The organism is Streptomyces sp. BoleA5 (assembly GCF_000373665.1).
Taxonomy (GTDB): Bacteria; Actinomycetota; Actinomycetes; order Streptomycetales; family Streptomycetaceae; genus Actinacidiphila.
In genome coordinates, this window is record NZ_KB892098.1 from 122,648 (window position 1) to 149,495 (window position 26,848).

General features: G+C 71.7%; 24 protein-coding genes, 1 tRNA gene and 1 pseudogene. 12 read left to right on the forward strand and 14 right to left on the reverse strand.

Annotated features, from left to right (window positions below):
• The first annotated feature begins 75 nt into the window (after window positions 1–75).
• On the forward strand, window positions 76–1,752 hold the full coding sequence (gene paaN / locus B085_RS0113885) for a phenylacetic acid degradation protein PaaN (protein ID WP_018559170.1): 1,677 nt from the start codon (window positions 76–78) through the stop codon (window positions 1,750–1,752).
• Between the two features lie 43 nt (window positions 1,753–1,795).
• Here paaN and B085_RS0113890 read toward each other — a convergent pair whose 3' ends face one another.
• Genes B085_RS0113890 through B085_RS0113900 form a run of 3 tightly spaced genes read right to left on the reverse strand, consistent with a single transcriptional unit; the run spans window position 1,796 to window position 4,613 of the window.
• Window positions 1,796–2,476, reverse strand: a complete 681-nt coding sequence (locus B085_RS0113890) for a TrmH family RNA methyltransferase (RefSeq protein WP_018559171.1) — start codon at window positions 2,474–2,476, stop codon at window positions 1,796–1,798.
• Entirely contained in the window at window positions 2,473–3,933 is a 1,461-nt protein-coding gene (locus B085_RS0113895) for an HTTM domain-containing protein (protein ID WP_018559172.1), read from the reverse strand. Before B085_RS0113895 ends, B085_RS0113890 begins: the two co-directional genes overlap by 4 nt.
• On the reverse strand, window positions 3,930–4,613 hold the full coding sequence (locus B085_RS0113900) for a DUF5819 family protein (protein WP_018559173.1): 684 nt from the start codon (window positions 4,611–4,613) through the stop codon (window positions 3,930–3,932). The genes B085_RS0113895 and B085_RS0113900 overlap by 4 nt, the downstream gene beginning before the upstream one ends.
• A gap of 201 nt (window positions 4,614–4,814) precedes the next feature.
• Here B085_RS0113900 and B085_RS46885 point away from each other — a divergent pair.
• Window positions 4,815–5,878, forward strand: a pseudogene (locus B085_RS46885) (acyl-CoA dehydrogenase family protein); the annotation flags it as partial.
• Between the two features lie 26 nt (window positions 5,879–5,904).
• On the opposite strand, the gene B085_RS0113910 reads toward B085_RS46885, so the two are convergent.
• The 3 genes from B085_RS0113910 to B085_RS0113920 all read right to left on the reverse strand — a co-directional run bounded on the left by B085_RS0113910 (window position 5,905) and on the right by B085_RS0113920 (window position 8,618).
• Window positions 5,905–6,237, reverse strand: a complete 333-nt coding sequence (locus tag B085_RS0113910) for a rhodanese-like domain-containing protein (RefSeq protein WP_018559175.1) — start codon at window positions 6,235–6,237, stop codon at window positions 5,905–5,907.
• 49 nt (window positions 6,238–6,286) lie between these two features.
• Entirely contained in the window at window positions 6,287–7,117 is an 831-nt protein-coding gene (locus B085_RS0113915) for a hypothetical protein (RefSeq protein ID WP_018559176.1), read from the reverse strand.
• 82 nt (window positions 7,118–7,199) lie between these two features.
• Window positions 7,200–8,618, reverse strand: a complete 1,419-nt coding sequence (locus B085_RS0113920; RefSeq protein ID WP_037731629.1) for a DUF2252 domain-containing protein — start codon at window positions 8,616–8,618, stop codon at window positions 7,200–7,202.
• 153 nt (window positions 8,619–8,771) lie between these two features.
• Here B085_RS0113920 and B085_RS0113925 point away from each other — a divergent pair, with 153 nt between their 5' ends.
• Both B085_RS0113925 and B085_RS0113930 read left to right on the forward strand, forming a co-directional pair.
• Window positions 8,772–11,243, forward strand: coding sequence for a SpoIIE family protein phosphatase (locus B085_RS0113925; RefSeq protein ID WP_037731644.1), 2,472 nt, complete (start codon window positions 8,772–8,774; stop codon window positions 11,241–11,243).
• Between the two features lie 56 nt (window positions 11,244–11,299).
• Window positions 11,300–11,737, forward strand: coding sequence for a MarR family winged helix-turn-helix transcriptional regulator (locus B085_RS0113930; protein WP_018559179.1), 438 nt, complete (start codon window positions 11,300–11,302; stop codon window positions 11,735–11,737).
• A 27-nt stretch (window positions 11,738–11,764) separates the two neighbouring features.
• On the opposite strand, the gene B085_RS0113935 is transcribed toward B085_RS0113930, so the two are convergent.
• Window positions 11,765–12,154 (reverse strand): winged helix-turn-helix transcriptional regulator, encoded by a 390-nt coding sequence (locus B085_RS0113935; RefSeq protein WP_018559180.1) that lies wholly within the window; start codon window positions 12,152–12,154, stop codon window positions 11,765–11,767.
• A 114-nt stretch (window positions 12,155–12,268) separates the two neighbouring features.
• On the opposite strand from B085_RS0113935, the gene B085_RS0113940 reads away from it, so the two are divergent.
• On the forward strand, window positions 12,269–12,883 hold the full coding sequence (locus tag B085_RS0113940; protein ID WP_018559181.1) for an FMN-dependent NADH-azoreductase: 615 nt from the start codon (window positions 12,269–12,271) through the stop codon (window positions 12,881–12,883).
• Window positions 12,884–12,982: 99 nt separating this feature from the next.
• On the opposite strand, the gene B085_RS0113945 is transcribed toward B085_RS0113940, so the two are convergent.
• A complete protein-coding gene (locus B085_RS0113945; RefSeq protein ID WP_018559182.1) occupies window positions 12,983–13,558 on the reverse strand; it encodes a TerD family protein in 576 nt (191 codons plus the stop codon).
• Window positions 13,559–13,718: 160 nt separating this feature from the next.
• On the opposite strand from B085_RS0113945, the gene B085_RS0113950 reads away from it, so the two are divergent.
• The gene (locus B085_RS0113950) at window positions 13,719–14,240 is read left to right on the forward strand and encodes a MarR family transcriptional regulator (RefSeq protein WP_018559183.1); all 522 of its coding nucleotides are present in this window, start codon (window positions 13,719–13,721) and stop codon (window positions 14,238–14,240) included.
• Between the two features lie 22 nt (window positions 14,241–14,262).
• Here B085_RS0113950 and B085_RS51425 read toward each other — a convergent pair whose 3' ends face one another.
• The gene (locus tag B085_RS51425; protein ID WP_267881086.1) at window positions 14,263–14,394 is read right to left on the reverse strand and encodes a hypothetical protein; all 132 of its coding nucleotides are present in this window, start codon (window positions 14,392–14,394) and stop codon (window positions 14,263–14,265) included.
• 708 nt (window positions 14,395–15,102) lie between these two features.
• Window positions 15,103–15,186 (reverse strand) — tRNA-Leu (locus B085_RS0113965).
• A gap of 363 nt (window positions 15,187–15,549) precedes the next feature.
• Here B085_RS0113965 and B085_RS0113970 point away from each other — a divergent pair.
• The 6 genes from B085_RS0113970 (at window position 15,550) to pknB (ending at window position 23,561) form a co-directional block, all read left to right on the forward strand.
• Window positions 15,550–16,389 carry an FhaA domain-containing protein gene (locus tag B085_RS0113970; protein ID WP_018559186.1) on the forward strand — a complete coding sequence of 280 codons (840 nt, stop codon included), beginning with the start codon at window positions 15,550–15,552 and terminating at the stop codon, window positions 16,387–16,389.
• Between the two features lie 10 nt (window positions 16,390–16,399).
• Window positions 16,400–16,924 (forward strand): FHA domain-containing protein FhaB/FipA, encoded by a 525-nt coding sequence (locus B085_RS0113975; RefSeq protein ID WP_018559187.1) that lies wholly within the window; start codon window positions 16,400–16,402, stop codon window positions 16,922–16,924.
• Between the two features lie 57 nt (window positions 16,925–16,981).
• Window positions 16,982–18,532 carry a PP2C family protein-serine/threonine phosphatase gene (locus tag B085_RS0113980; RefSeq protein WP_018559188.1) on the forward strand — a complete coding sequence of 517 codons (1,551 nt, stop codon included), beginning with the start codon at window positions 16,982–16,984 and terminating at the stop codon, window positions 18,530–18,532.
• A 25-nt stretch (window positions 18,533–18,557) separates the two neighbouring features.
• Window positions 18,558–19,970, forward strand: a complete 1,413-nt coding sequence (locus B085_RS0113985; RefSeq protein ID WP_018559189.1) for an FtsW/RodA/SpoVE family cell cycle protein — start codon at window positions 18,558–18,560, stop codon at window positions 19,968–19,970.
• Window positions 19,967–21,427, forward strand: a complete 1,461-nt coding sequence (locus B085_RS0113990) for a peptidoglycan D,D-transpeptidase FtsI family protein (RefSeq protein WP_018559190.1) — start codon at window positions 19,967–19,969, stop codon at window positions 21,425–21,427. Before B085_RS0113985 ends, B085_RS0113990 begins: the two co-directional genes overlap by 4 nt.
• A 151-nt stretch (window positions 21,428–21,578) precedes the next feature.
• Window positions 21,579–23,561 (forward strand): Stk1 family PASTA domain-containing Ser/Thr kinase, encoded by a 1,983-nt coding sequence (pknB, locus tag B085_RS0113995; protein ID WP_018559191.1) that lies wholly within the window; start codon window positions 21,579–21,581, stop codon window positions 23,559–23,561.
• A gap of 216 nt (window positions 23,562–23,777) precedes the next feature.
• Here pknB and B085_RS0114000 read toward each other — a convergent pair whose 3' ends face one another.
• Genes B085_RS0114000 through B085_RS50010 form a run of 4 tightly spaced genes read right to left on the reverse strand, consistent with a single transcriptional unit; the run spans window position 23,778 to window position 26,808 of the window.
• The gene (locus tag B085_RS0114000) at window positions 23,778–24,503 is read right to left on the reverse strand and encodes a class E sortase (RefSeq protein WP_018559192.1); all 726 of its coding nucleotides are present in this window, start codon (window positions 24,501–24,503) and stop codon (window positions 23,778–23,780) included.
• Between the two features lie 31 nt (window positions 24,504–24,534).
• On the reverse strand, window positions 24,535–25,995 hold the full coding sequence (locus tag B085_RS0114005) for a class E sortase (RefSeq protein WP_018559193.1): 1,461 nt from the start codon (window positions 25,993–25,995) through the stop codon (window positions 24,535–24,537).
• A 4-nt stretch (window positions 25,996–25,999) separates the two neighbouring features.
• Window positions 26,000–26,635: an aminodeoxychorismate/anthranilate synthase component II gene (locus B085_RS0114010; RefSeq protein ID WP_018559194.1), complete on the reverse strand. Its 636-nt coding sequence runs from the start codon at window positions 26,633–26,635 to the stop codon at window positions 26,000–26,002.
• On the reverse strand, window positions 26,632–26,808 hold the full coding sequence (locus B085_RS50010; RefSeq protein WP_018559195.1) for a hypothetical protein: 177 nt from the start codon (window positions 26,806–26,808) through the stop codon (window positions 26,632–26,634). Before B085_RS50010 ends, B085_RS0114010 begins: the two co-directional genes overlap by 4 nt.
• Window positions 26,809–26,848 lie beyond the last annotated feature (40 nt).

Sequence of the window (26,848 nt, forward strand, 5' to 3'; positions counted from 1 at the left end):
CCGAACATTCGGTTAATCTAGCGGTGAAGCCAGCACCCTGCCCACCCCAATCCAGCTCGACGAGGAGTTGGCCCCATGGCTGCCGATCTCACCGCTGTACCGTCGGTCGAAGCGCACCGCGAGACGCTCGACAAGGCGCTCGAGGCGATCCGTACCCGCGAGTACTGGTCCCCGTACCCCGAGCACCCGAAGGCATACGCGGACGGCGAGACCGCCCAGGCCGCGTTCGACGCCCTGCGCGGCACCCGCTTCGACCTGGACCAGCCCGGTACCGACGGCTGGACCGGCGGTGAGGTGTCCCCCTACGGCATCGACCTGGGCGTGGAGTACCCGCACCCGGCCGTCGACGTGCTCCTCCCCGCGATGAAGGCCGCGATGCCCGCCTGGCGCGAGGCCGGCCCCGAGAACCGGGCCCTGGTCTGCCTGGAGATCCTGGCCCGGATCAACGCGCGCACCACGGAGATGGCCCACGCGGTCATGCACACCTCCGGCCAGGCCTTCATGATGGCCTTCCAGGCCGGCGGCCCGCACGCGCAGGACCGCGGCCTCGAGGCCGTCGCGTACGCCTACGTGGAGCAGGTGCGCACCCCCGGCACGGCCGAGTGGGTCAAGCCACAGGGCAAGCGCGACCCGCTGAGCCTGCGCAAGGACTTCACCGCCGTGCCGCGCGGCGTCGCGCTCGTGATCGGCTGCAACACCTTCCCCACCTGGAACGGGTACCCGGGCCTCTTCGCCTCCCTGGCCACCGGCAACGCGGTGGTGGTCAAGCCGCACCCGCGCGCGGTGCTCCCGCTGGCGCTGACGGTCAAGATCGCCCGCGAGGTGCTCGCCGAGACCGGCTTCGACCCGAACCTGGTCTGCCTGGCCGCCGAGCGGCCCGGCGAGGGCCTGGCCAAGACGCTGGCGCTGCGCCCCGAGATCCGCGTCATCGACTACACCGGCTCCACCGCCTTCGGCGACTGGCTGGAGGAGAACGCCCGCCAGGCCCAGGTCTTCACCGAGAAGGCCGGCGTCAACACCGTGGTCGTCGACTCCACGGACGACTACAAGGGCATGCTGTCCAACCTGGCCTTCTCCCTGTCCCTGTACAGCGGCCAGATGTGCACCACCCCGCAGAACCTGCTGATCCCGCGGGACGGCATCGCCACCGACGACGGCCACAAGGGCTTCGACGAGGTCGTGGGCGATCTGTCGGCCGCCGTCGGCGGGCTGCTCGGCGACGACGCCCGGGCCAACGCCCTGCTGGGCGCCCTGGTCAACCCCGATGTGAAGGCCCGCCTGGAGGCCGCCGCGTCGCTCGGCGAGGTCGCGCTCGCCTCCCGCGAGGTCACGCACCCCGACTTCCCGGACGCCGTGGTCCGCACCCCGGTGATCGTGAAGCTGGACGGCGCCAAGCCGGACGACGAGGCCGCCTACATGTCGGAGTGCTTCGGCCCGGTCGCCTTCGCGGTCGCCATGGACTCCACCAAGGACTCGGTCGACCTGCTGCGCCGCACCGTGCGGGAGAAGGGCGCCATGACGGTCGGCGCCTACACCACCTCCGGCGAGGTGGAGCGGCAGATCGAGGAGGTCTGCCTGGAGGAGGCCGCCCAGCTCTCGCTGAACCTGACCGGCGGGGTGTACGTCAACCAGACGGCCGCCTTCTCCGACTTCCACGGCTCCGGCGGCAACCCCGCCGCCAACGCGGCCCTGTGCGACGGCGCCTTCGTCGCGAGCCGCTTCCGGGTCATCGAGGTCCGCCGCCAGGCCTGATCCGGCCGCCTCACCGACGACAGCCCCGCCCGGAGAAGCCCTGTCACTCCGGACGGGGCTGCTCCGTCCCCACCCGCGCGTAGCGCTGGATCCAGGCGTGCATCGCGATGGCCGCCGCCGCTCCCGCGTTGATCGACCGCGTGGAGCCGAACTGGGCGATCGAGCAGACCGCCGCGGAGTGCTTCCACGCCTCGTCGGTCAGACCGGGCCCCTCCTGCCCGAAGAGCAGCACGCAGCGCCGGGGCAGCTCGGTGGTCTCCAGGGGCACGGCGCCGGGGAGGTTGTCGATCCCGATGACCGGCAGGTCCTCCGCGGCCGCCCACGCGGCCAGCGCCGCGACGTCCAGGTGGTGGCGCACGTGCTGGTAGCGGTCGGTCACCATGGCGCCGCGTCGGTTCCACCGGCGCCGCCCCACGATGTGCACCTCCTTGGCCAGGAAGGCGTTGGCGGTGCGCACCACGGAACCGATGTTGAAGTCGTGCTGCCAGTTCTCGACGGCGACGTGGAAGTCGTGGCGCCGGGTGTCGAGGTCGGCGACGATCGCCTCCCGCGTCCAGTAGCGGTACTCGTCCACCACGTTGCGGCGGTCGCCGTGCGCGAGCAGCTCGGGGTCGTAACGCGGGCCCTCGGGCCAGGGTCGCGGATGCGGCCCGACCCCGATCTCGGGGCCGAAGCCGTCGTCGTACTGCAGCGGCTCGGCCGCGTCGTCCTGGCTGGTGCTCACACCACGAGGTTAGAGGGGGCGGGCTCGCCGTCCGGTCCCGGCCCCAGCGGCCCCGCGACCGCCCGCGCAGGCGCTTCCTTCGGCCTCTCCGCGTCCTTCGCCTTCTCCGCGTCGTCCGTGTCCTCCGCGTCCCGCGCCCGGGCGTCCGCCGGCTCCCCGGCGCCGTCCGCCGCCGCGCCGGCTCCGCCGCCGCGCCGCAGCGGGCGCGCCACGCGGTCGCCCGCCCAGCGCAGGAAACCGGTGGGCAGGAAGACCGCGTCGGCGGCGATCATCGCCAGCGAGAAGAAGGGCAGTCCGAGGACGACCGCGATCGAGGCGTGCTCCACCATCATCAGCGCGAGCAGCACGTTCTTGACCCGGCGGTTGAAGAGCGTGAAGGGGAAGGCGACCTGGACGATCACCGTGCCGTAGGTGATCACCATGACCATCAGTCCGCTGGCGGCCATCGCGTGGGACAGCCCCGGCCAGGGGCTGAAGTCGTCCAGGTGCAGGGGGTAGTACAGCGCCGTGCCGTCCTGCCAGCGCGAGCCCTGGACCTTGTACCAGCCCGCCGTGGAGTAGATCAGGCACACCTCGACGACGATCACCAGCAGACCGGCGCCGTGCAGGATGTTGGCGAGGATGTCGAGCACCGTGCGCGGCTCGCCCGGCGCGTACCGCCGCACCGCCCACCACACGGCCTGGAGCAGCAGGAACCCCCACAGGAACGGCGTCCAGCCCAGCCAGGGCAGCAGGCCGTCGGTCCAGGTCAGTCCGGTGCGGCCGAGCAGCTGCGCCACGGCCAGCACGAGCCCGAGGACGATCCACAGCGCGATCCCCGCGCCGTCGCCCTCCCGCCGCCTGGCCCGGCGGCGGGAGTCCAGCGACCAGACCTGCCCGCACCGGGTGACGACGAGGTAGATCGCCATCAGGTGGATCACGTTGTCTCCGCCGTCGCCGACGAAGACGCTGCGGTTCTGCAGGGAGAGCACGCCGATCATGAACAGCAGCGAGGCCGTGCGGGTGCGCCAGCCGAGCAGCAGCATCACGCTCGCCAGGATCGCGCCCGTGTAGACGACCTCGAACCAGACGTCGGCCCTGCCCCACAGCAGCAGGGTGAAGGCGTGGTTGCCGGCGACGAGCCGGTCCGCCAGGTCCCAGCTCCAGGCGCCGTCCGGCCCGTAGAGCTCGTGGCGGTGCGGCCACTCGCGCAGCAGGAACAGCAGCCAGGTCAGCGAGATGCCTATGCGTACGACGGCGGCCTGGTAGCGGCCGACGGTGGTGCCGGTGATCCGGGCCAGCCCGCGCGACAGACCGCCCGCGGCGGAGTCGAGCACCCCGGCGAAGGGGGACGGAACCGGCGCCGGGGCCGCCGTGCGGCCGGGGGCGGGGACCGGCCCGCCGCGTACGGCTTCGTGCGGGGCCGGGTGGGCTCCCCGCGGGGCCCCCTGCGCGGCTTCGTTCAGCGCCTCGCTCACGACGCGTCCTCCCCGCCCTCGTCCTCGTCCGCCTGGTCCGCCACGTCCGAGCTCCACCAGGGCAGCACCTGGAAGGTGGTGCGCGTGTCGATCTTCTCGGGGCTCCAGGTGGGGGCCGCGACCGCTGTGGTGCCGCTCCGCACCTGCAGGCGGACGACGTCGCCGCCGTTGAGCCGGGGCCCGAACCGGTCCTCCACGATGCGCTGCAGGTACTGCCTGCTCAGCTCGCCGCGCAGGCCGATGGGCTTGTCCTTCTCACCGTGGGAGGCCGCGTAGAAGCTCCACGCCCGGCGCAGTTGGTTCTGCTCGGTGTGGCTGGGCGCGATGTTGTGCCTGATCGCGGCTATGTCCATGGCCGTGAGGTCGACCCAGCCGGTCACCTGGCTGCCGCCGTCGTCCTTGCGCACCTCGGCACGCGCCCAGACGTGGATGTTCTGCTGGAGCGGATTGGGCGCGAAGAGCTTCCAGTTCTGCTCGAACTCGGGATAGACGTAGCTGCCGACCAGTTCGCCGTGCTTCTTGGTGGCGGTGTTCGGCGGCGCGACGTGCAGGAAGACCATGAGGAGGTGCACTGCGACGCCGACCGCGGCCGCGGCCAGCGCCAGCGCGACCACGGTCCGCGCGGGCGGTGACAGCGCGGCTATCGCGGCCGGTCCCCCGGACTCCTCGGGTGGCTCCATCGTGGTCTCCGCTCCTGTTCCCCGTGTTCCGCTCAGCACGGAACGGTACTCATGCCCCACGCGTGCGGTACAGCCGTCCCGGTCAGCACGGGCCACGGCCCGGCACGGGGAGGCGGGCGAGGGCGACGGGGATGCGGACTTCCCCGCCCGGCCCCCTGATCTGACACACCGTCAGAATCGATGCTTCCGGGAGGCCGGGCCATGGACTTCAGCTTCAGCCAGGAGCAGCTGGCGGCCGTCGAGGCGGCTCGGGCGGTGTTCTCCGGGGTGGCCCCCGACGCCGTGCCGAGCCCCGCGCTGACCGCCGGGGCGGTCGCGGAGGACTTCGACCGCCCGCTGTGGCGCCGCCCGGCCTCGGCCGACCTCCTCGGCCTGGTGCTCGACGAGACGTACGGAGGGGCCGGCCTCGACCCGGTCGCACTGTGCCTGGTGCTGTGCGGGGCCGGGGCCGTACCGGCCCGGGTGCCGCTGCTGGAGACCTGCGCCGCCGCGCTCGCCGTTCAGGCCGACGGCCCCGATGAGCTGCGCGACCGGCTGCTGCCGCGGTGGACCGCGGCGACCTGGTGCCGGCCGTCGCCTCGGCCGGCCGCACCGGCCACGACGGCGCGGAGCTCGCCGTCACCGCACGGCCCGCGGACGGGGACTCCCAGCGCCACACAGACGGAGCCGCCGCCCCCCGCGACTGGCTGCTCGGCCGCTTCCCACACCGCCGTCCCCTGGGCCCCGTACGCCGACCACGTCCTGGTCCCGGCCTGCGCCGCCGGCGGCCGCACCGTCATCGCCGTCGTCCCCCGCGAGGCGGTCACCGCGGCCGAGCAGATCTCGACGAGCGGTGAGCGCCACGCCGTAGCTCCGGCTGGACGCCGTCCGCTTCCCCGCGGGAGCCATGATCACCGCCGACGGCGCCTCGGACCGGCTGCGCCGGCTGCTGACCACCGGCACCTGCGCCCTGGCGCTCGGGCTCGGCGGCGCCGTCCTGCCCATGACCGACGCCCACACCTGCCGGCGCGAGTGGTTCGGGCACCCGCCGGCCACCTTCCAGGCCGTGGCCGTACAGTCCGCCGACCGCTCCATCGACCTGCGGGCGATGGAGGTCACCTGCTGGCAGGCCGCCAGGCGGCTGGACCCCGCCGACGTCGCGGTCGCCAAGATCTGGGCCTCCGAGGGCGTCGGCGCGTCGTGCCAAGCAGCCGGAACTCTCCCTCGGCCCCGCCGCCGCCCACGAGGAGGAACCGGGCGGCCTGCCGGCCGCCGAGGCCCGAGCGTCCCGCGGAACGGCCTCCCGGGGCGCTCAGAGCACGTGCGCCGGGCCCGCGCCGTCCGTCACCAGCGGGCGGCCCGCGGCCTCCCAGCCGAGCATCCCGCCGTCGACGTTCACCACGTCGAGGCCCTGCGCGATCAGGTACTGGGCGACCTGCGCCGAGCGACCGCCGACCCGGCACACGACGTGCACCCGGCGGTCCGCCGGGACCTCCCCGATACGGGCGACGACCTCGCCCATCGGGATGTGCACCGCGCCCTCGGCGTGCCCGGCGTCCCACTCGTCGTGCTCCCGTACGTCGAGCAGGTAGCCGTCGGCGGGGACCTGCGCGGCGTCCACCGCGGGCAGCTGGGCGTAGAACATGGAACGGACTCCTTCGGTCAGGGCGTGCAGGTCGAACGTACCCGACCGGCTACGCGGGCCCCTTCGAGGAGCGCACGAGCTCCGCCAGCCGGGCCTCGCGGTTGGCGACCTGGTTGAGGAGGTTCTCCGCGATCTCGTTGAGCAGCCCGTCCGGGTCGTCCGGCGACAGCTTCATCATCTGCGCGATCGCGCTGTTCTCCAGCTCGGCGGCGAGCACGGCCAGCTGCTCCTTGCGCTGCGCCAGCCACTCCAGCCGCGCGTACAGCACCTCCGCCTCGCTCGGCTGAGCCTCCTCGGGAACCGGCCCGGCCTCCCACTCCTCCGCCAGCTCGCGCAGCCGCTGCTCGTCGGCGTACGTGTAGGCCTCGTTGACCCGGGCGATGAACTCGCTGCGCCGCTCGACCTCGGCCTCGTCCTGCGCCAGGTCCGGGTGGGCCTTGCGGACCAGCTCGCGGTAGAGCCGCTGCGCCTCCTTGCCCGGCCGGACGCGGCGCGGCGGGTTCGGGTCCTCCTGGGGCCGGACCCCGTCCGAGCCGAGCAGCCCGTCGAAGAGCTCCTCCACCCCGGGCATCGGCATCACGAGCGCCCGGGCCTCCCAGGCGCGGGCGATGTCCTCGCGGGAGCCGCTGTTCGCCGCGACCGCCTCGGCGATCAGCGCGTCGAGCTCGTCGAGCCGGGCGTACATCGGGCCGAGCTTCTGGTGGTGCAGCCGGGAGAAGTTCTCGACCTCCACCCTGAAGGTCTCCACCGCGATCTCGAACTCGATCAGGGCGCGCTCGGCGGCGCGGACCGCCTGGGCCAGGCGGTCCTGGGGCTCGGAAGAGGATGCGGCGGCCGACTCGGTGCCGGGGGCCGACTCGGTGCCGGGGGAATTCGTCACCGGTCCAGCCTACGAGCAGAGGGGGGCGCCGGTCACAGGCTACGGCCTGGTAGCCGCCGCCGGCGCTCCGGCGCCCGCCGCCTCACACGCCCTCTTCCGCCGCGATCCGCCCGGCCCGCACCTCCGCCACCAGTTCCGCGTGGTCCGCCTCGGTCCGGTCGGCGTACGCCACCGCGAAGGCCGCCACCGCCTCGTCCAGTTGCTCGCCCTTGCCGCAGTAGCCCGCGATCAGCCGGGGGTCCGCGGAGTGCGCGTGCGCCCTGGCCAGCAGCGCGCCCGTCATCCGCGCGTAGTCGTCTATCAACCCGGACTCCAGCTCCGCGGGGTCGACGCTGCCCTTGCGGTTGCGGAACTGCCGCACCTGGTACGGCCGTCCGTCCACGTCGGCCCAGCCCAGCAGGCTGTCGCTGACGACCTGCATGCGCTTCTGGCCGAGCACCACGCGCCGCCCCTCGTGCTCCACCGCGGGGGCGTCGAACCCGGCCTTGCCCAGGTACGGCAGCAGGGCGGAGGGCCGGGCCTCCTTCACCTGGAGCACCAGCGGCTGCCCGAGGTGGTCCAGCAGCAGCACCACGTAGGAGCGGGTGCCCACGCTGCCCGTACCGACCACCCGGAACGCCACGTCGTGCACCGCGTACCGGGCCAGCAGCGGTCGCCGGTCCTCTCCGATCGTCGCCAGGTAGCCGGCCTCCGACAGGGCCGCGGCGACCGCCGCCGCCTCCTCGTCCGGCACCCGGCGCAGCACCGGGGGCGCGTCGACGAAGCGGCGGCCGCCGCCCTCGACCTCCTCCGTCGCCCGCGCCGCGAACTTGGCACTGGTGTTGCGGCGAGCCTTGCCGGCCACCAGGCGCAGCGTGCCGGCCAGATCGCGGGCGTCGGCGTGCGCGACCAGTTCCTCGTCGGCGATGGCGTGCCAGGCGTCCAGCACCGGCATCTTCGCCAGCAGCCGCATGGTGCGCCGATACGCGCCGACCGCGTCGAAGGCGGCGCCCCGGCAGGCGTCCTCGTCGGCCCCGGCCTCGCGCCCGGCCAGCACCAGGGAGGTGGCGAGGCGCTTGACGTCCCACTCCCAGGGGCCGTGGACGGTCTCGTCGAAGTCGTTGATGTCCATGACCAGCCGGCCCAGATGGTCTCCGTACAGGCCGAAGTTGGCGGCGTGCGCGTCACCGCAGATCTGGGCGCCGATGCCGGTGACCGGGGCGCCCGCGAGGTCGGCGGCCATCAGCCCGGCCGAGCCGCGAAGGAAGGCGAAGGGGCTCGACGTCATCCTCCCCACCCGCAGCGGGACGAGTTCCGGGATGCGCCCGAGCCCGGACTCCCGCACCGCCTCGACCGCGCCCGGCCGGTCGGGCCCCGGTACGAACGCCGCGTGCGCCTCACGCGGGACCGCCTCCCGCAGCGCCTTGCCCTCCTGCTTGGGCGCACCGTCGTGCGGCCATCTCCGGAACCCCGCGATGTGCGGGAGCCTGTGCGCCACGTGCTCTCCCTCCCCATGGGCCATGCCCGGTTGGTCACTCCTGGGGGCAATCTAGCCATTTACCGGACCGCGTCCGATGTTTCATGCTTCCCTGGACGGTGCAAACCCGACCCTGATGCTCTTTCAGCCTTCCGCGCCGAACCGCAGCCGAACCTCAGGTGCCCGACGTTGGACGAGATGACCAGGCTTCCCACGACCACGACCCCGCTCGCAGCCACCGGCGTCTCCGCGCTCGTGCGCCTCGCCGTGCTCTGCGTCGGTCCCGACGGCGACGTCTCGTACTGGAACCGCGGTGCCGAGGAGCTCTTCGGCCACCGCTGGGAGGGCGTGTTCGGCCGGCCGGCGGCCGGCCTGCTGCCCCACACCGCGGGCCGGCACCCGGGCGAGCAGGACGCCCTGGAGGTGCTGGACGACCTCACCCGGTCCGCCTGGGCCGGCGCGCTGCCCACCACCGACCGCGACGGGGGCGTCAAGGACGTGGTGTGGTGGTCCTACCGGATCATGGAGCCGGCCGGCCGGAGCCTGCTGGTGATCGCCGCCAACGCCCGTCCGCTGCGCGACACCGGGCCGCGCCTCGCGCTCGGCGACCAGCTGCTGCCCTATACCGCCGACGGCACCACCGCCCGCGGCGCCGTACGCATCACCCCGCGCCTCGCCCCGGTCGCCGACCCCGCGCACGCCGAGCACCTGACCGGCCGTCTGGGGTCGGTCCTGCCCCGGGTCAGCGCGGGCCGGCTGGACCGGATCGTCCGCCAGATCGTGCCCCTGGGCTACCCGGCGGTGGAGGTCGACGGCACGGTGCTGCTCCCGGTGCTCCCCGAGGAGTACGGCACGACCGTGGCCCCGGACCCCGTGAACCCCGCCACCGGCCGCACCGCCCGCCCCACCCGGCCCGCCCCGCACCCGGAGCTGCTGCCCGGCCCGCGCGCCGACGTCCCGACGCCGGCGCCGGTCCCCGCGGCCACCACCCCCGGCCCCTCGCTCGCCCCGGGCAACGTACTGGACGAGCAGTTGGCCCTGCTGCGGGAGACCGGTGCCAAGGTGGGCACGACCCTCGACCTGGAGACGACCGCCCGCGAGCTGTGCGCCGTCACCGTGCCGCGCTTCGCCGACTTCGCCGCCGTCCTCGTCGTCGACCAGCTGTTCTCCGACACCGAACCGCCGAAGGACGACCTGTCCGGGGAAACGATCATCGCCCGCCGGGTCGCCGTGGCCCACACCGACACCACCCCCGGGGCCTGGGCGGCCGCCCTGCCGGAGGGCGAGCTGATCCCGCTGCCGGCCGACTCCACCCCACGGCTGGGCGAGCCGCTGCTCGTACCGGTGATAGACCCCGCGCTCGCCCGGGACATCGCACTCGACCTGGGTGTCCCCGGGCTCGGCCCGTTACTTCCCGAGCGGTCGATGGTCGTCGTACCGCTCACCGCACGCGGCACCGTGCTGGGGCGGATGTGCTTCCTGCGCCACCCCGGACGCCGCCCCTTCGACGCCAAGGACGCCGCGACCGCCGCCGAGGTCGCCGCCCGGGGCGCCGTGCACCTGGACAACGCCCGCCTGCACCGGCTGGAGTCGCGCGCCGCCGCGACCCTGCAGCGCAGCATGATGCCGACCCGCCCGCCCCGTATCCCCGGGGTGCGGATCGCCCACCACTACATGCCCGGTGACCGCCAGGCCCAGGTCGGCGGCGACTGGTTCGACGCCATCCAGCTGCCCGGCGGGCGCGTGGCGCTGATCGTCGGCGACGTCATGGGCCACGGTCTGCTGTCGGCGGCCGTGATGGGCCAGTTCCGCACCTCCGTGATCACGATGGCCGCGCTCGACCTGCCGCCCGCGCAGCTGCTGCGGCACCTGGACAACCTCGCCCACCGCCTTGGCGCCGAGCACCTCGCGACGTGCGTGTACGCGGTCTACGACCCGATCCACCGCTCCCTGACGCTGGCCAACGCGGGCCACATCCCTCCCGTACTGGCCCGGCACGACGGCCGCAGCGAACTGCTGCAGATCCCCAAGGGCGCCCCGATCGGCGTCGGCGGCGTCCCCTTCGAGACGGTCGAGATCCCGGTCCCGGACGGCAGTTGGCTGGTGCTGTGCACCGACGGCCTGGTCGAGGTGCGCGGCCAGGGGATAGACGCCGGCCTGGCGGCGCTGTGCTCCAACGTCATCGAGCCGCAGCAGACCCCCGAGGACGTCTGCGAGCAGATCCTCAGCCGTGTCCACTCCGACGACCGCCGCGACGACGTGGCGCTGCTGGTCGCCAACTTCCAGGGCATCCCGTCCGAGGACGTCGCCGAGTGGCGGCTGGCGATGGACCTCTCCGACGTACGGCGGGCCCGCGCGCTCACCCGTGAGCAGTTGGCGCGGTGGGGGCTGCACGGGCTCAGCGACCTGACCGAGCTGCTGGTCAGCGAGCTGGTGACCAACGCGCTGCGGGTCGCCTCGCACGAGGTGTCGCTACGGCTGATGCGGGTCGGCAAGCTGCTGGTCGAGGTCAGCGACGACGATCACAACCTGCCGCAGCTGCGCCGCGCGGACGCCGACGACGAGGAGGGCCGGGGCCTGGCCCTGGTCAGCAACCTCTCCCGGCGCTGGGGCACCAGCCGCAAGGCGGTCGGCAAGGTCGTCTGGTTCGAGCTGGCGCTGCCCGGCTGACCATGGCGACGAATAGGCGCAAACCACTCCGATCCACCCAGATGTAACCTACAAGCATGCAGGCCGGGAACGACGCCTCCGTCGAGACGATCCATCGCGAGATGACCGCGTTCGCCCGCCGGGCACGCGCCGCGGCGGCCCGCATGCACCCGAAGCTGTCGCTGGTCGCGTACACACTGCTGGCCCACATGAGCGAGCGCCGGCACTGCCGGGCCACGGACCTGGCACAGGCGTTCCTGCTCGACAAGTCGACGGTCAGCCGCCAGATCGCCACCCTGGAGCGGCTGGGCCTCGTCGAGCGGCGCCCCGACCCCGCCGACCACCGCGTCCAGGTGCTGCTGCCGACCACGGCGGGCGCGGCCGTGCTCGCGGAGGCGACCCGCGCGGCGTGGCACATCGTGCGCGGGCGGCTGGCGGACTGGGACGATTCGGACCTTGCGCGGTTCGCCGCCTACCTGACCCGCTACAACGACGCCGCCGGACAGCAGGGCTGACGGGGCGTCAGCCGGACGTCACCGCCCTCAGCGGCAGGCCTCCGCGCCCTCGGTGCACTCGGCGGCACCGCCGGGGAGGTACTTCTCGGCCCACGACCCCAGCTCTCCCAGAGCCGGCCCGAGCGCCTCGCCCGCCTCGGTGAGCCGGTAGCTCACCCGCAGCGGGGGCCCGGGATCCACCTCGCGGACGACGATGCCCGCTTCCGCCAGCTCCGTGAGCCGGTCGGAGAGCATCCGTTCGCTGATCTTGGGGATGGCCCGGCGCAGTTCGACGAAGTACGCCGGCCGCTGCGTGAGGACGGCCACGATCAGACCGCTCCAGCGCTTGCCGAGGATCCCGAAGACGCGGGTGAGCCCGACGTCGACCTTGGCGCACGGCTCCGCGTCGTGCGCGGCCGGCTCAGTCCCCTGTCCCATGAGCACAAGGGTACCCGGCTTGCCGTCACGCGCTGCAGAAAAGTAAGGTCCTGTGGTACCACTAGCTGCGTACGAATTTTTCACTCCGAACTTTACGGAAGTGGAGGCACCCCCATGCCCACGCTGCTGCACATCGACTCGTCCATCTGGCCCTCCGAGACCTCCGCGTCCCGGGACGTGGCGAACTCCTTCCGCAAGGAGTGGGAGGCCCAGCACCCGGGCGGCGTCGTGATCTACCGCGACCTGAACGCCGAGCCGGTGCCGCACCTCGACGCGACCCACTACGTGGCCGGCGCCGAGCACCCGCTGCGCGGCGAGCTGGCCGACGAACTCGAACGGGCCGACGCCCTGCTGATCAGCGCGCCGATGTACAACTTCTCGATCCCCAGCACCCTCAAGGCCTGGCTCGACCAGGTGATCATCCTGGGCCGGACCGCGGGCGAGCGGCCCACCGCCGCGGACACGCCGGTCGTCGTCGTGGCCAGCCGCGGCGGCGGCTACGGCCCCGGCACCCCTCGTGAGGACTTCGAGTTCGTGACCAACTACCTGGAGAAGGTCCTGCAGGGCTGCCTCGGCATCACGAACGTCGAGTTCATCGTCCCCGAGCTCACCCTTGCCCGCGCGGTCCCGGCGATGTCCGGCCTCATCGAGGCCTCCGACCTCTCCCGCACCAAGGCCCACGAGCAGGCCGCCGCCAAGGCCAAGGAGCTCGCGGCGCGCGTCGCCTGACCCCCGTCGCGCCCGCCCGGAGAACGCGCGGGGGCCGCGTGGCGTGCGCCACGCGGCCCCCGCGTCGTATCCGCCCGTACACCCGGGCGTACGGCTACCTCACAGGTTGACGCCGAAGTCCTGCGCGATGCCGCGCAGGCCCGAGGCGTAACCCTGGCCGACGGCGCGGAACTTCCACTCGGCGCCGTTGCGGTACAGCTCGCCGAAGACCATCGCCGTCTCCGTCGAGGCGTCCTCGGACAGGTCGTAGCGGGCGAGCTCGTTGTTGTCGGCCTGGTTCACCACGCGGATGAAGGCGTTGCGCACCTGGCCGAACGACTGCTGGCGGGTCTCGGCCTCGTAGATCGACACCGGGAAGACGATCTTCTCGACCTCGGCCGGCACGGTGACCAGGTTCACCTTGACCTGCTCGTCGTCGCCCTCGCCCTCGCCGGTGAGGTTGTCGCCGGTGTGCTCGACCGAGCCCTCCGGGCTCTTCAGGTTGTTGAAGAACACGAAGTGCTTGTCGGAGACGACCTTGCTCTCGGCGTTGACCAGGAGCGCGCTCGCGTCGAGGTCGAAGTCGGTACCGGTGGTCGTACGGACGTCCCAGCCCAGACCGACGGTGACCGCGGTCAGTCCCGGGGCCTCCTTCGTCAGCGAGACATTGCCGCCCTTGGAAAGGCTGACACCCATGGGATCTCCCTGCTCATTCCGGCGCGGGCCGCGCCCCTTGACGATTCCTTTGCCCAATGGCTCAACGGATCTCCCGGGGCGCGGGTTCCCGGCGCCGCACCCGTTCACCTGAGTGCCGTACACCCCCGTACGACGACCGCGGGAGCGGTAGAAAGGACGCATGGCCACCGGCTCCCGCGCATCGTCCGACTCCCCCTCCGGCGCCGACGACCCCGGGAGCTCCGCCGAGGAGATGGTCAGCGCCCTGCTGACCGCGTCCCGGCTCCTCGTCGCGGTCTCCGCCCGCTCGCTCGCCGCGGTGGAGGAGGCGCTGACCCTGCCCCAACTGCGCATGCTGGTGGTCCTCGAGAGCCACGGGGCGCTCAACCTCTCGCAGCTCGCCGCGGAACTGGGCGTCCAGCCCTCCACGGCGCTGCGCATGCTGGACCGCCTCGTGGCGGTCGACATGGTCGCGCGCGGCGCCTCCCCCACCGACCGGCGCACGACGGTCATCTCGCTGACGGCGACCGGGCGGCGCACCGTGAACGACGTCACGGAGCGCCGCCGCGCCGAGATCGCCCGCATCGTCGACGCCATGCCCCCGGGGCAGCGCCGCCACCTCGTCCAGGCACTCCAGGCCTTCGCCGAGGCCGGCGGCGAGCCCCCCGTCGGCGAGCGGGACGCCCGTCACGTCGGCTGGTGACACCTCCGCCGGCGTGGGCCGGTCAGGACGGCGGCTGGAAGCCGCCGGCCTGCGGGTACTCCCCGGCCAACCCGAGCTTCCCGGCGGTCGGCCCGACACCGCCCATGGCATCGGCGGGCATGAGCACCGCCCCGGCCAGCGCTGCTGCCGCCACGGCAACCGCCGCCGCGACGCGCCCCCGGAAGACGAACTCTCCGCGAACGCGCCTCACCGGACCCGCAACACCGGCGGCTGCCCCGGCGGCCGGGCGGTCACCCCTGGTTCGTCGAGACGCCCAGCAGCGTCAGAGCCTTCGCCACTGTCACGAGTGTCAGCTGCGACGGTTCCTTCGAACGGACGTCGATCTTCATGTCCGGGCCTTCGGCCGAGCCCGGGCGTCCGGCTGTGCCCCCAGCCCGTCATCTGGCGGTCCCCGCCGACAGCACGGCAGTTCCCGTCGGCGGGGACGGGAACCCCCCCGCGCCAACGACCCGGCGTCGCCGGTCCTGTTCTCGTCGCCGCACGGCCCCCACCGAGGACCGGGATCTCCGCCCACGATCACGCCGCCGCCCGCCACGCGGGGCCCTTCGCCGGCTGCCCGACGGACTCCACGGTCGCCCGGAGCGCACAGCGCCGTCCCGGCGACACCTGGACATCAATGGGACATCTCGAACCGGGCGCCGGAGTGCCCAAGATCACTCTTCGACAACTCTTCTGCACCGTCCGCACCGCCGTCCCCGTGCGGTTCGGCGACGCCCGGTCGTCCGCGAGCCGAAGTTGGGGTTACGCGACCGCCCACCGAACCGCTGCCGCCGCGACACGCAAAACGGGCCCCCGACCGAGACTTTCGTCACTGTCGGGAGCCCGTTTCGGTACTCCGCTGTGCGCGAGGGGGGAGTTGAACCCCCACGCCCTTTCGGGCACTGGAACCTGAATCCAGCGCGTCTGCCTATTCCGCCACCCGCGCATGGGTGTTGTCTTCTGGTGTCCTTCACACCTTGGGGTCTTCCCCGTCCGGTGCGTCGGCGCCTTCCGACATCGAGAACATTAGCACGCTGCTCAGGGTGGAATCACATCCGTTTCCGGGCACCCCCGAGCGAGGGGAACCGTCCTCTGTTGCGGGACACTGGCATGGGCCGCCTCTACCATCCCTGTGGGGGAGCGGCCGCGGACCGTGGCACTGTTGACACCGGTCCCCTGGGACCGTCCAGGGAACCAGCGGTTTTCCCAGTGCGTGGATACGATCAGTAAGCAGTACCGGAAGGATCGGACCGGAAGATCACGGCGGACCGCCGTGGCGACCGCAGGACCTCGAGGAGGGAGGTGCACCGTGGGAGTACTCAAGAAGTTCGAGCAGCGTCTCGAGGGCTTCGTGAACGGCACCTTCGCCAAGGTGTTCAAGTCCGAGGTCCAGCCCGTGGAGATCGCGGGTGCCCTGCAGCGCGAGTGCGACAACAACGCGACGATCTGGAACCGGGACCGCACCGTGGTCCCCAACGACTTCATCGTCGAGCTCAGCACCTCCGACTACGAGCGCCTGAGCCCGTACGCCGTCCAGCTCGGCGAGGAGCTCGCCGGCATGGTCCGCGACTACGCCAAGCAGCAGCGCTACACCTTCATGGGCAACATCAAGGTGAACCTGGAGAAGGCCGACGACCTCGACACCGGCCTGTACCGGGTGCGCAGCCGCACCCTCGCCTCCAGCGAGTCCCAGCAGCAGCAGTACCAGCAGCAGCCCCCTGCCGGCCGCGGTGGCTACGGCTACCCGCAGCAGGCCCCGCAGCGCCCCGCGGGACCGCCGCCGATGCCGGCCGGTCCGCCCGCCGGCGCCGCGCCGGTCACCCGGCTCCCCGGAGGAGGCCCCACGGCCCCCGGTGGCGCGGGCATGAACGTACGCCGCTGGGTCGAGATCAACGGCACCCGCCACCAGATCTCGCGTCCGACCCTGGTCCTCGGCCGCAGCACCGAGGCCGACGTCCGGGTCGACGACCCCGGTGTGTCCCGCCGCCACTGCGAGATCAGGGCGGGATCGCCCTCAACGGTCGTGGACCTCGGGTCCACGAACGGCATCGTGGTGGACGGACAGCACACCCAGCGCGCTACGCTCCGCGACGGTTCACGGATCGTCGTGGGCAGTACCACCATCGTGTACCGGCAAGCCGAAGGGTGAAGCGGGGGCAATGTCAGAGCTGACCCTCACGGTCATGCGGTTGGGTTTCCTCGCCGTACTGTGGCTGTTCGTCATCGTGGCCGTGCAGGTCATCCGCAGCGACCTGTTCGGGACCCGGGTGACCCAGCGCGCGGCCGGGCGCCGCGAGGCCCAGACACGTCCTCCGCAGCAGCGCCAGCAGGCGCAGCAGGCTGCGCAGGGCCGTCAGCAGCAGAACAACAACAACCGGGCCCGGCGCGGCGCCCCCACCAAGCTGGTGGTCTCCGAGGGCTCGCTCGCGGGCACCACGGTCGCGCTCCAGGGCCAGACGATCACCTTGGGCCGGGCGCACGATTCCACGATCGTGCTCGACGACGACTACGCGTCCAGCCGTCATGCCAGGATCTACCCGGACCGCGACGGCAACTGGATCGTCGAGGACCTGGGATCCACCAACGGCACCTTCATGGACCGGAACCGGCTCACCACGCCGACCCCGATCCCGCTCGGTGCGCCGATCCGCATCGGCAAGACCGTCATCGAGCTGCGGAAGTAGTCGCACAATGGGCGAGCACAGCCAGCGAGCGCGAGCGAGAGGGTGGGCAGCGTGCGGATGTACCCGGAGCCGACGGGCGAGGTGCGCATGACTCTGTCGTTGCGCTTCGCCGCCGGCTCGCACAAGGGAATGATCCGGGAGGGCAACGAGGACTCCGGCTACGCCGGCCCCCGGCTGCTCGCCATCGCCGACGGCATGGGCGGCCAGGCCGCCGGTGAGGTCGCCTCCTCCGAGGTGATCTCCACCCTCGTCCCCCTCGACGACGACATCCCCGGCTCGGACATCCTCACCTCCCTCGCCACCGCCGTGCAGCGGGCCAACGACCAGCTGCGCGTCATGGTCGAGGAGGACGCGCAGCTGGAGGGCATGGGCACCACGCTCACCGCCCTGCTCTGGACCGGCCAGCGGCTCGGTCTGGTGCACGTCGGCGACTCCCGCGCGTACCTGCTGCGCGACGGGGTGCTCACCCAGATCACCCAGGACCACACCTGGGTGCAGCGGCTCGTCGACGAGGGCCGGATCACCGAGGAGGAGGCCGGCACGCACCCGCAGCGCTCGCTGCTGATGCGCGCCCTGGACGGCCGCGGCCAGGTCGAGCCCGACCTGTCGATCCGCGAGGTCCGGGCCGGCGACCGCTACCTGATCTGCTCCGACGGCCTGTCCGGCGTCGTCAGCCACCAGACCCTCGAGGACACCCTCGCCGGGTACCAGGCGCCCGCCGAGACCGTGCAGGAGCTGATCCAGCTCGCCCTGCGCGGCGGCGGTCCCGACAACATCACGTGCATCGTCGCCGACGTCCTGGACATCGACGACGGCGACACCCTGGCCGCGCAGCTGCACGACACGCCCGTCGTCGTGGGCGCCGTCGCCGACAGCCGGCACCACCTGCCGGTGTCCGACCCGCGGCACCTGCAGACCCCGGCCGGCCGCGCCTCCGAGCTCGGCCGCCCGCCGGCCCCCGAGGGTTCCTTCGGCCCGCCCGGCAGCGGTGACCCGCAGATCGGCGCCCAGGCGGACGGCTTCGGCGCGTTCGACGACGCGGAGCTGGGCAAGCCCCGCAAGCGCGGCCGGTGGCTCAAGCGCTCGCTGATCCTGCTGGTCGTCCTCGGTGTCGTCGGCGGCGGCCTGTACGGCGCCTACCGCTGGACCCAGACGCAGTACTACGTGGGCGTCAAGGGCGACCACGCGGCGATCTACCAGGGCATCGAGCAGAAGCTGGCCTGGGTCAACCTGTCGAAGGTCCACGAGGACCGCCCCGGTATCGAACTCAAGTACCTGCCGCAGAACCAGCGCAAGTACGTCACGGCCACGATCGCCGCCAGCGACCTCGCCGACGCGCGCAGGACGGCGAACGAGCTCGAGCACCAGGCGAAGGTCTGCCAGACCAAGGAAGCCATCGACAAGTCCGAGGCAGCCGCGGCGGAGAAGGCCAAGAAGGACGAGCAGAAGGGCGCCGACACCGCCACCGGCAAGACGACCGGCAGCCCGTCCTCGGACGCGTCCGGCTCCCCCAAGCCCAGCACGACCCCCTCCAGCAACCCGTCGACCAGCCCCACCCTCTCCGACGAGGACCAGTCGCTGGCCCAACAGTGCCCCAGCGGCAGCTAGTGAGCAGGAGGGGCGTCAGTCCAGCATGAGCGTTGTCACCAACACCACGACCATCACATCCGTCGGCGCACCGAGCCGCCGGAACACCGAGCTCGCGCTCCTCGTCTTCGCGGTCCTGATCCCGGTCTTCGCGTACGCGAACGTCGGGCTGGCGACGACCGACGAGCTGCCCTCGGGCATGCTCGGCTACGGTCTCGGGCTGGCCGCGCTGGCCGGAGTGGCGCACCTCACGGTGCGCAAGTTCGCCCCGTACGCCGACCCCCTGCTGCTCCCGCTGGTGACCCTGCTCAACGGCATGGGCCTCGTCTTCATCTGGCGGCTCGACCAGTCCCCCCGGCTCCACCAGCGCGCCGAGGCCCTGTTCGGGTCGTTCAGCCCGGACACCCCGAAGCAGCTGCTGTACTCGGCAGTGGGCGTCGCCCTGTTCGTCGCGGTGCTGGCCTTCCTCAAGGACCACCGGATCCTGCAGCGGTACACCTACATCTCGATGGTGGTGGCGCTGATACTGCTGATCCTGCCGATGTTCTTCCCGGCGGTGAACGGCGCGAAGATCTGGATCAGCATCCCCGGCGTCGGCACGATCCAGCCCGGTGAGTTCGCGAAGATCATCATCGCGGTCTTCTTCTCCGGCTACCTGATGGTGAAGCGGGACGCGCTGGCCCTCGCCAGCCGCCGGTTCATGGGCCTGTACCTGCCGCGCGGCCGCGACCTCGGCCCGATCCTGGTGATCTGGGGCCTGAGCATCCTGATCCTGGTCTTCGAGACCGACCTCGGTACGTCACTGCTCTTCTTCGGCCTCTTCGTCGTCATGCTGTACGTCGCCACCGAGCGCACCAGCTGGATCGTCTTCGGTCTGCTGATGTCCGGCGTGGGCGCCGTCGGCGTGGCCACCTTCGAGCCCCACGTCCAGGAGCGCGTCGACGCCTGGCTGGACCCGTTCGCGGCCTTCAAGGACGGCACGAGCGACCAGGTCGCCCAGGCCCTGATGTCCTTCGGCTCCGGCGGGATCCTCGGCACCGGCCTCGGCCAGGGCAACTCCGACCTGATCGGCTTCGCCGCCAACTCCGACTTCATCCTCGCCACCGTCGGCGAGGAGCTGGGACTGGCCGGCCTGATGGCCTTCCTGCTGCTCTACGGTCTGATCGTCGAGCGGGGCGTCCGCACCGCGCTCGCGGCCCGTGACCCCTTCGGGAAGCTGCTGGCGATCGGCCTGTCCGGAGCCTTCGCGCTCCAGGTCTTCGTCGTCGCCGGTGGCGTCATGGGCCTCATCCCGCTGACCGGTATGACGATGCCGTTCGTCGCGGCCGGCGGCTCGTCGGTGATCGCCAACTGGGCCCTCGTGGGCATCCTGCTGCGGATCAGCGACACCGCGCGCAGGCCCGCCCCGACCCCCACGTCCCCCGATGCCGAACCGACCCAGGTGGTGCGCGTCCAGTGAACAAGCCCCTGCGGCGGGTGGCCATCTTCTGCGGCCTGCTCGTCCTCGCCATGCTCGTCCGCGCGAACTACCTCCAGTTCGTCCAGGCAGACGAGCTCAAGACGAACACCCACAACCGCCGCGTCGCGATCAACCAGTACGCCACCCCGCGCGGCGACATAATCGTCGACGGCAAGGCGATCACCGGCCACACCGAGACCAACGGCAGCGACTTCAAGTACAAGGCCACCTTCAAGAACGGCCCCCTCTGGGCACCGGTCACCGGCTACGCCTCCCAGGCCTTCGGCTCCACCCAGCTCGAGTCGATCTACGACTCGATCCTCACCGGCGACGACGACCGGCTCTTCTTCAAGCGCACCGTCGACATCCTCTCCGGCAAGCAGAAGCAGGGCGGCGACGTCGTCACGACGCTGAACGGCGCGGCACAGCGCGCCGCCTTCAAGGGCCTCGGCAACAAGAAGGGCGCTGTCGCGGCGATCGACCCGCGGACCGGCGCCATCCTGGCGCTGGCCAGCACCCCGTCGTACGACCCCACGTCCTTCGCCGGCAACTCGGAGAAGGACGGCAAGGCATGGAACTCCCTGCAGAAGAAGAACAACCCGGACGAGCCGATGCTCAACCGGGCGCTGCGCCAGACCTATCCGCCCGGCTCGACCTTCAAGGTCGTCACGGCCGCCGCGGCACTGGAGAACGGCCTGTACAGCGGGGTCGACGACGCGACGGACTCGCCGGTGCCCTACATCCTGCCGAACACCACCACACCGCTGGAGAACGAGGGGAACATCCCTTGCAAGAACGCCACCCTGCGTGTGGCGCTCCAGTATTCCTGCAACTCGGTCTTCGGCAAGATCGGCGCCGACCTCGGCCGCGACAAGATGGTGGAAGAGGCCGAGAAGTTCGGCTTCAACCAGCAGCTCTTCGTTCCGGTCCGCGCCGAGGCGAGCAACATCTCCAAGACCATGGACAAGCCGCAGACGGCCCTGTCGTCCATCGGCCAGTTCGAGACGGCCGCCACCCCGCTGCAGATGGCCATGGTCGCCTCCGCGATCGCCAATGACGGCAAGCTGATGGAGCCGTACATGGTCAGCCAGCTGCGGGCGCCGAACAACGCGATCGTCGAGCAAACCAAGCCGAAGGAGTTCTCGCAGCCGCTCAGCGCCGAAAACGCGCAGAAGCTGCAGGACATCATGAAGACCGTGGTCGAGGAGGGCACCGGCAAGAACGCCCGGATCCCGGGCGTCACGGTCGGTGGAAAGACCGGTACCGCCCAGCACGGCATCGACAACAGTGAGAGTCCTTACGCGTGGTTCATCTCATACGCGAAGACCGACAAGGGCTCCCCGGTCGCCGTCGCCGTCGTGGTTGAGGACGCCAGCGCGAACCGCGGCGACATCTCTGGCGGCGGCTTCGCCGCGCCGATCGCCAAGAGTGTCATGGAGGCCGTGCTGAACAAGTGATGCCGGTCACACCGTATCCATGGATGTGCGTTAAGTCGCACGTCGCGATACCGGTCGTATATCGGCTACCGGCGAGGACCGGGATCGGCACGCGGCGGCGGGTACGGTATGCCCGAGCAGCCACACGGACGGTTTAGGAAGGGCAAGCGCTATGGAAGAGCCGCGTCGCCTCGGCGGCCGGTACGAGCTGGGCTCGGTGCTCGGCCGCGGTGGCATGGCCGAGGTGTACATCGCCCATGACACCCGGCTCGGCCGCACCGTCGCCGTGAAGACGCTCCGGGTGGACCTCGCCCGCGACCCGTCCTTCCAGGCCCGGTTCCGCCGTGAGGCCCAGTCGGCCGCCTCGCTGAACCACCCGTCGATCGTCGCCGTGTACGACACCGGTGAGGACTACGTCGACGGGGTCTCCATCCCGTACATCGTCATGGAGTACGTGGACGGGTCCACCCTGCGCGAACTGCTCCACTCCGGCCGCAAGCTGCTGCCGGAGCGGTCGCTGGAGATGACCATCGGCATCCTCCAGGCCCTGGAGTACAGCCACCGGTCCGGCATCGTGCACCGCGACATCAAGCCCGCGAACGTGATGCTGACCCGGAACGGTCAGGTCAAGGTCATGGACTTCGGCATCGCCCGCGCCATGGGCGACTCCGGCATGACCATGACGCAGACCGCGGCCGTGATCGGCACCGCCCAGTACCTCTCCCCGGAGCAGGCCAAGGGCGAGAGCGTCGACGCGCGCTCCGACCTGTACTCCACGGGCTGCCTGCTGTACGAGCTGCTCACCGTGCGACCGCCCTTCGTCGGCGACTCCCCGGTGGCGGTGGCGTACCAGCACGTGCGCGAGGAGCCGCAGCCGCCGAGCATCTACGACCCCGAGGTCTCGCCGGCGATGGACGCCATCGTCCTCAAGGCGCTGACCAAGGACCCGGACTACCGCTACCAGTCCGCCGACGAGATGCGCGCCGACATCGAGGCCTGCCTCGACGGCCAGCCCGTCGCCGCGACGGTCGCCCTGGGCTCCGTCGGATACAACGGCGGCGGCTACGGCGGCTACGGCAACGACGCACCCACCACGGCCCTCCCGCCCCAGCAGGACGCCGGCACCTCGATGCTGCCGCCCATGCGGGACGACGACGGCGGCTTCGGCTACGACCAGCCCCAGGGCGGCAGCGGCCGGCGCAAGCCCAAGAAGAGCAACACGTCCACGATCCTGCTGGTCGTCGCGGCCGTCCTGGTCCTGATCGGCGCGATCTTCATGGGCAAGGCGATGTTCGGCGGCAACGAGGGCAGCGGCACGGTGAGCGTCCCGCAGTTCGTCGGCGACACCAAGTCCGAGGCCGAGACCAAGGCGGCGAACGGCGAGATCACCATCGCCTTCGGCGACCCGGTCTTCTGCGCCGACCAGCCCAAGGACAAGGTCTGCAAGCAGTCGGCCGAGGTCAACAGCAAGATCCCCAAGGACCAGACCGTCACCCTGCAGCTCTCCAAGGGAATCGAGAAGGTCGACGTCCCGGATGTCACCGGTGACTCCTTCGACGACGCCGAGAGCGAGCTGAAGGACGCGGGCTTCGAGGTCGACAAGCAGTCCCAGACCTCCAGCGAGGACGAGGGCACCGTCCTCAAGCAGGACCCCAAGGGCGGCTCGAAGCGCGCCAAGGGCACGACGATCACGCTGACCGTGGCCGTGGCGCCCGAAGAGGTCACGATCAGGGATGTGAGCAACAAGAGCAAGGACGAGGCCACCCAGATCCTCAAGGCGGACGGCCTGAAGGTGGTCGTCACCGAGCAGGAGTCCCCCGATCACGCCCAGGGGACGGTCATTTCGACCAATCCGACGGCCGGGAGCACGATCAAGGCGGGCGAGACGGTCACCCTGATCGTCGCGAAGCCGCCGTCCACCAACGCGATGCCCCCCGTGGAGGGCAAGACGGTCGCGGAGGTCAACGGCATCGCGCAGGAACTCGGCATGACGCTGCAGTTGGCCCCCGGCTCGTCGCAGGACCCGAACGCCATCGTCCGGCAGCAGAACCCGCGGCCGGGCACCCAGGTGAAGCCGGGTGACGTTCTGATCGTCTTCGCCCCGGACCAGAACGGCGGCAACGGCGGCTTCATCAACGGAGGCGGCGGCGGCTGACACAGCCGGTTACCACTGACGAAGCGGGGAGGCGGTCACCACGGTGACCGCCTCCCCGCTTCATTGCTGCCCGCGAGGGTCCGGGGCCGTTCGCCCGCCCCGCTGCCCTGCCCTGCTCTGCCCTGCCCCGCGCCCGGACACGGAAGGGGCCGCGGACTCGGTGTCCGCGGCCCCTTCCGTTCGCCGCGCGCCGGCGAAGGCGCCGGCGCCTTCGCCTCAGCCCAGCTCCGCCGGAGGCGTCCGCTGGGCGTCCACCTTCTGGGTGCGGACGAGTTCGGCCCACACGATGTAGCGGTCGCGCGAGGTGTAGACCGGGGTGCAGGTCGTGAGCGTGAGGTAGCGGCCGGCCTTCTTCTTGCCGCTCTCCTTCGGGATCTGGTCGATGACCTGGACGTTGAACTTCGAGGTCTCGGGGAGCACCTTGTAGACCTTGTAGACGTACCAGGTGTCGCGGTCCTCGAAGACGATCGGGTCGCCGTCCTTGATCTTGTGGATGTTGTGGAACTTGGCGCCGTGGCCGTCGCGGTGCGCGGCGAGCGCGAAGTTGCCCTTCTCGTCCCAGGGCATGGCCGACTCGACGGGGTCCGTGTAGTAGCCGGCGACGCCCTCGTTGAGCACCTTCGTGGTGGTGCCCTTCGTCACCAGGACCTCGTAGTCCTTGCCCATGGCGGGGACGTGGAGGAAGCCGATGCCGCCCTTGGTGTCGAGCTTGCCCGGGGCGCTGTCGGCCCACTGGCGCCTTACGGCGTCGCTGTCCTGCTTGGCGGCACGGTCGGCCAGGACGTTCGTCCACCACAGGGAGTAGACGACGAAGAGCCCCAGGATCACGCCCGCGGTGATGAGGAGTTCACCGATCAGGCTGACGGTGGCGGCGAACCACGAGAGGCGGCGCCGGGTCGGCACGGCCTCCCGGGCGCGGTCATGCTGCGTGGTCGTCACCACTTGCCCCGATCTCTGTGCGTCCGTACCTGGCCTACTCGACCAGGGCGTCCGGCTTGCCCTTGCTGCGCGGCCGTTCCTCGACCATCTTGCCCCAGACGATCAACCGGTACTTGCTGGTGAACTCCGGTGTGCACGTGGTCAGTGTGATGTAGCGGCCGGGCTTGGTGAAGCCCGATCCGACGGGGATCGGCTTGATCACCGAGATGTTGGAGGGCGGGGTGGAGGGCAGCATGCTCGTGACCTCGTACGTGTAGTACGTGCTCTCGGTCTCGACCACGACCTTGTCCCCCGCCACCAGCTTGTTGACGTAGCGGAACGGTTCGCCGTGGGTGTTGCGGTGCGCGGCGAGGGAGAAGTTGCCCTTCTTGTCCCAGGGCATGGCCGTCTCCAACTCACCGGAGTAGTGGCCGATCATGCCCTTGTCGAGCACCTTGTGCTTGTCGATGCCCTCGGCGATCGGCGCCTTCACGTCCAGCTTGGGGATGTACATGATCGCGAAGCCCTGCCCGGGGGTGAAGGCGCCCGGGTCGCGGTTCGGCCCCTTCTCGCCCTCCCACTGCTTCTGCAGGTTGCTGGCGGCGCCGCCGGCCTGCTGGTGGGCGAGGACGTTGGTCCACCACAGCTGGTAGGTGACGAAGAGCAGCATCAGCACGCCCAGGGTGATGAACAGCTCGCCGGCGACCCTGCTGGCGATCACCGCGGGGCTCTCCTTGGCCGCGCGCGCCGCGCGCCGGGCCTCCATGCGGGACCTCGGGGCGGCCGGGGTCGACGCCATGGGGGCTGTGGCGGCCTCTGTGGCGGCCTGGGAGGCCGCGGCGGGACCGGAACGCCTCCGTCCCCTGCCACCGCGCCGTGCGGCCTCCTGGGCCGCTTTCCGGCGGGCGGCGCGGCCGCCGCCCTCGGGAGCCAGGGCGTCGGGGGACGGCTGCGGCGCCTTCTCCCGCTCCGGATCCCCGGGGTCGCGCTCCCGTTCGGGCTCCGGCCCGGTCACCGCGGGCATCGCCATGGTGTCCCCGGGCGCCCCCGCGACGCGTCGGCGCGCGGCGGCCCGCTCCTCGTCGGTGAGAGGGCGCCGCACGGGCCTGGCCCCCTCGGCGTACGGCTGTTCGGCCGGCCCCCTGTGCCGGGGGCGCGGCTCGGGCGGCTCCTCGGGCACGGGCACGGGCGCGGGCACGGGCGACGCGGACGGCCACGGATCGGCGGGCGGCGCCTCGTAGGCGGGTCGCACGGACCCCTGGACGCCCTGCTCGTACGTCCGCCGGCCCGGGACCGAGGCCTGGGGCGCGACCGGCCGCGCGGTGGCGGGCGGCGTCGTGGCGGGCTCGGCGGAGGGCTCCGTGAGCGACTCCCCGGCGGGCTCCGCCGCGGCTTCCTGCGCGGGCCGGGCCGCGTGCCGGGCGGTGTTGGGCAGCGGGTCGCTGAGCGGGTCGGCCAAGCCCTCCACCGCGGCGGCGAATTCGGCGGTGTCACCGAAGTGCCGATGCGCGGTCACGCAGTCACGCCCTGGTTCCGACCACAGGCGCGAGGCCCGCGGAACGCTCGACGGCTCCCTTGTCGCCGCATTCCACGAGCCAGTTGGCGAGCATCCGGTGCCCCCATTCGGTGAGCACCGACTCGGGGTGGAACTGGACGCCCTCCACCCGGGCGCTGCGGTGCCGCAGTCCCATGATGATGCCGCTCTCCGTCCAGGAGGTGATCTCCAACTCCTCCGGCACCGTGTCCCGTTCGACCGCCAGCGAGTGGTAGCGGGTCGCGGTGAACGGCGTCGGCAGCCCGGCGAAGACCCCGCGGCCCTCGTGGGTCACCAGGGAGGTCTTGCCGTGCAGCAGTTCGGGCGCCCGGTCCACCACGCCGCCGTAGGCGACCGCCATGGACTGCAGTCCGAGGCAGACGCCGAAGACCGGGACGTCGGTGGCGGCGCAGTGGCGCACCATGTCGACGCAGACGCCGGCCTCCTCGGGGGTGCCGGGGCCGGGCGAGAGCAGGACGCCGTCGAAGCCGTACTGGGCGTGGGAGAGCTCCACCTGGTCGTTGCGGAGCACCTCGCACTCGGCGCCCAGCTGGTACAGGTACTGGACCAGGTTGAAGACGAAGCTGTCGTAGTTGTCCACGACGAGGATGCGCGCGCTCATCGGCCGGCCGGCATCCCCTCGTCGACGGTGACGTCCCCGAACGGCAGCAGCGGCTCCGCCCACGGGAAGACGTACTGGAACAGCATGTAGACGGCGGCGACGACCAGCACCAGCGAAAGGAGTGCCTTCACCCACACGTTGCCCGGCAGATGCCGCCAGATCCAGCCGTACATGCGCCGCCTTCCTGCCTTCCGTGCCGTGCCTCGCCCAAGA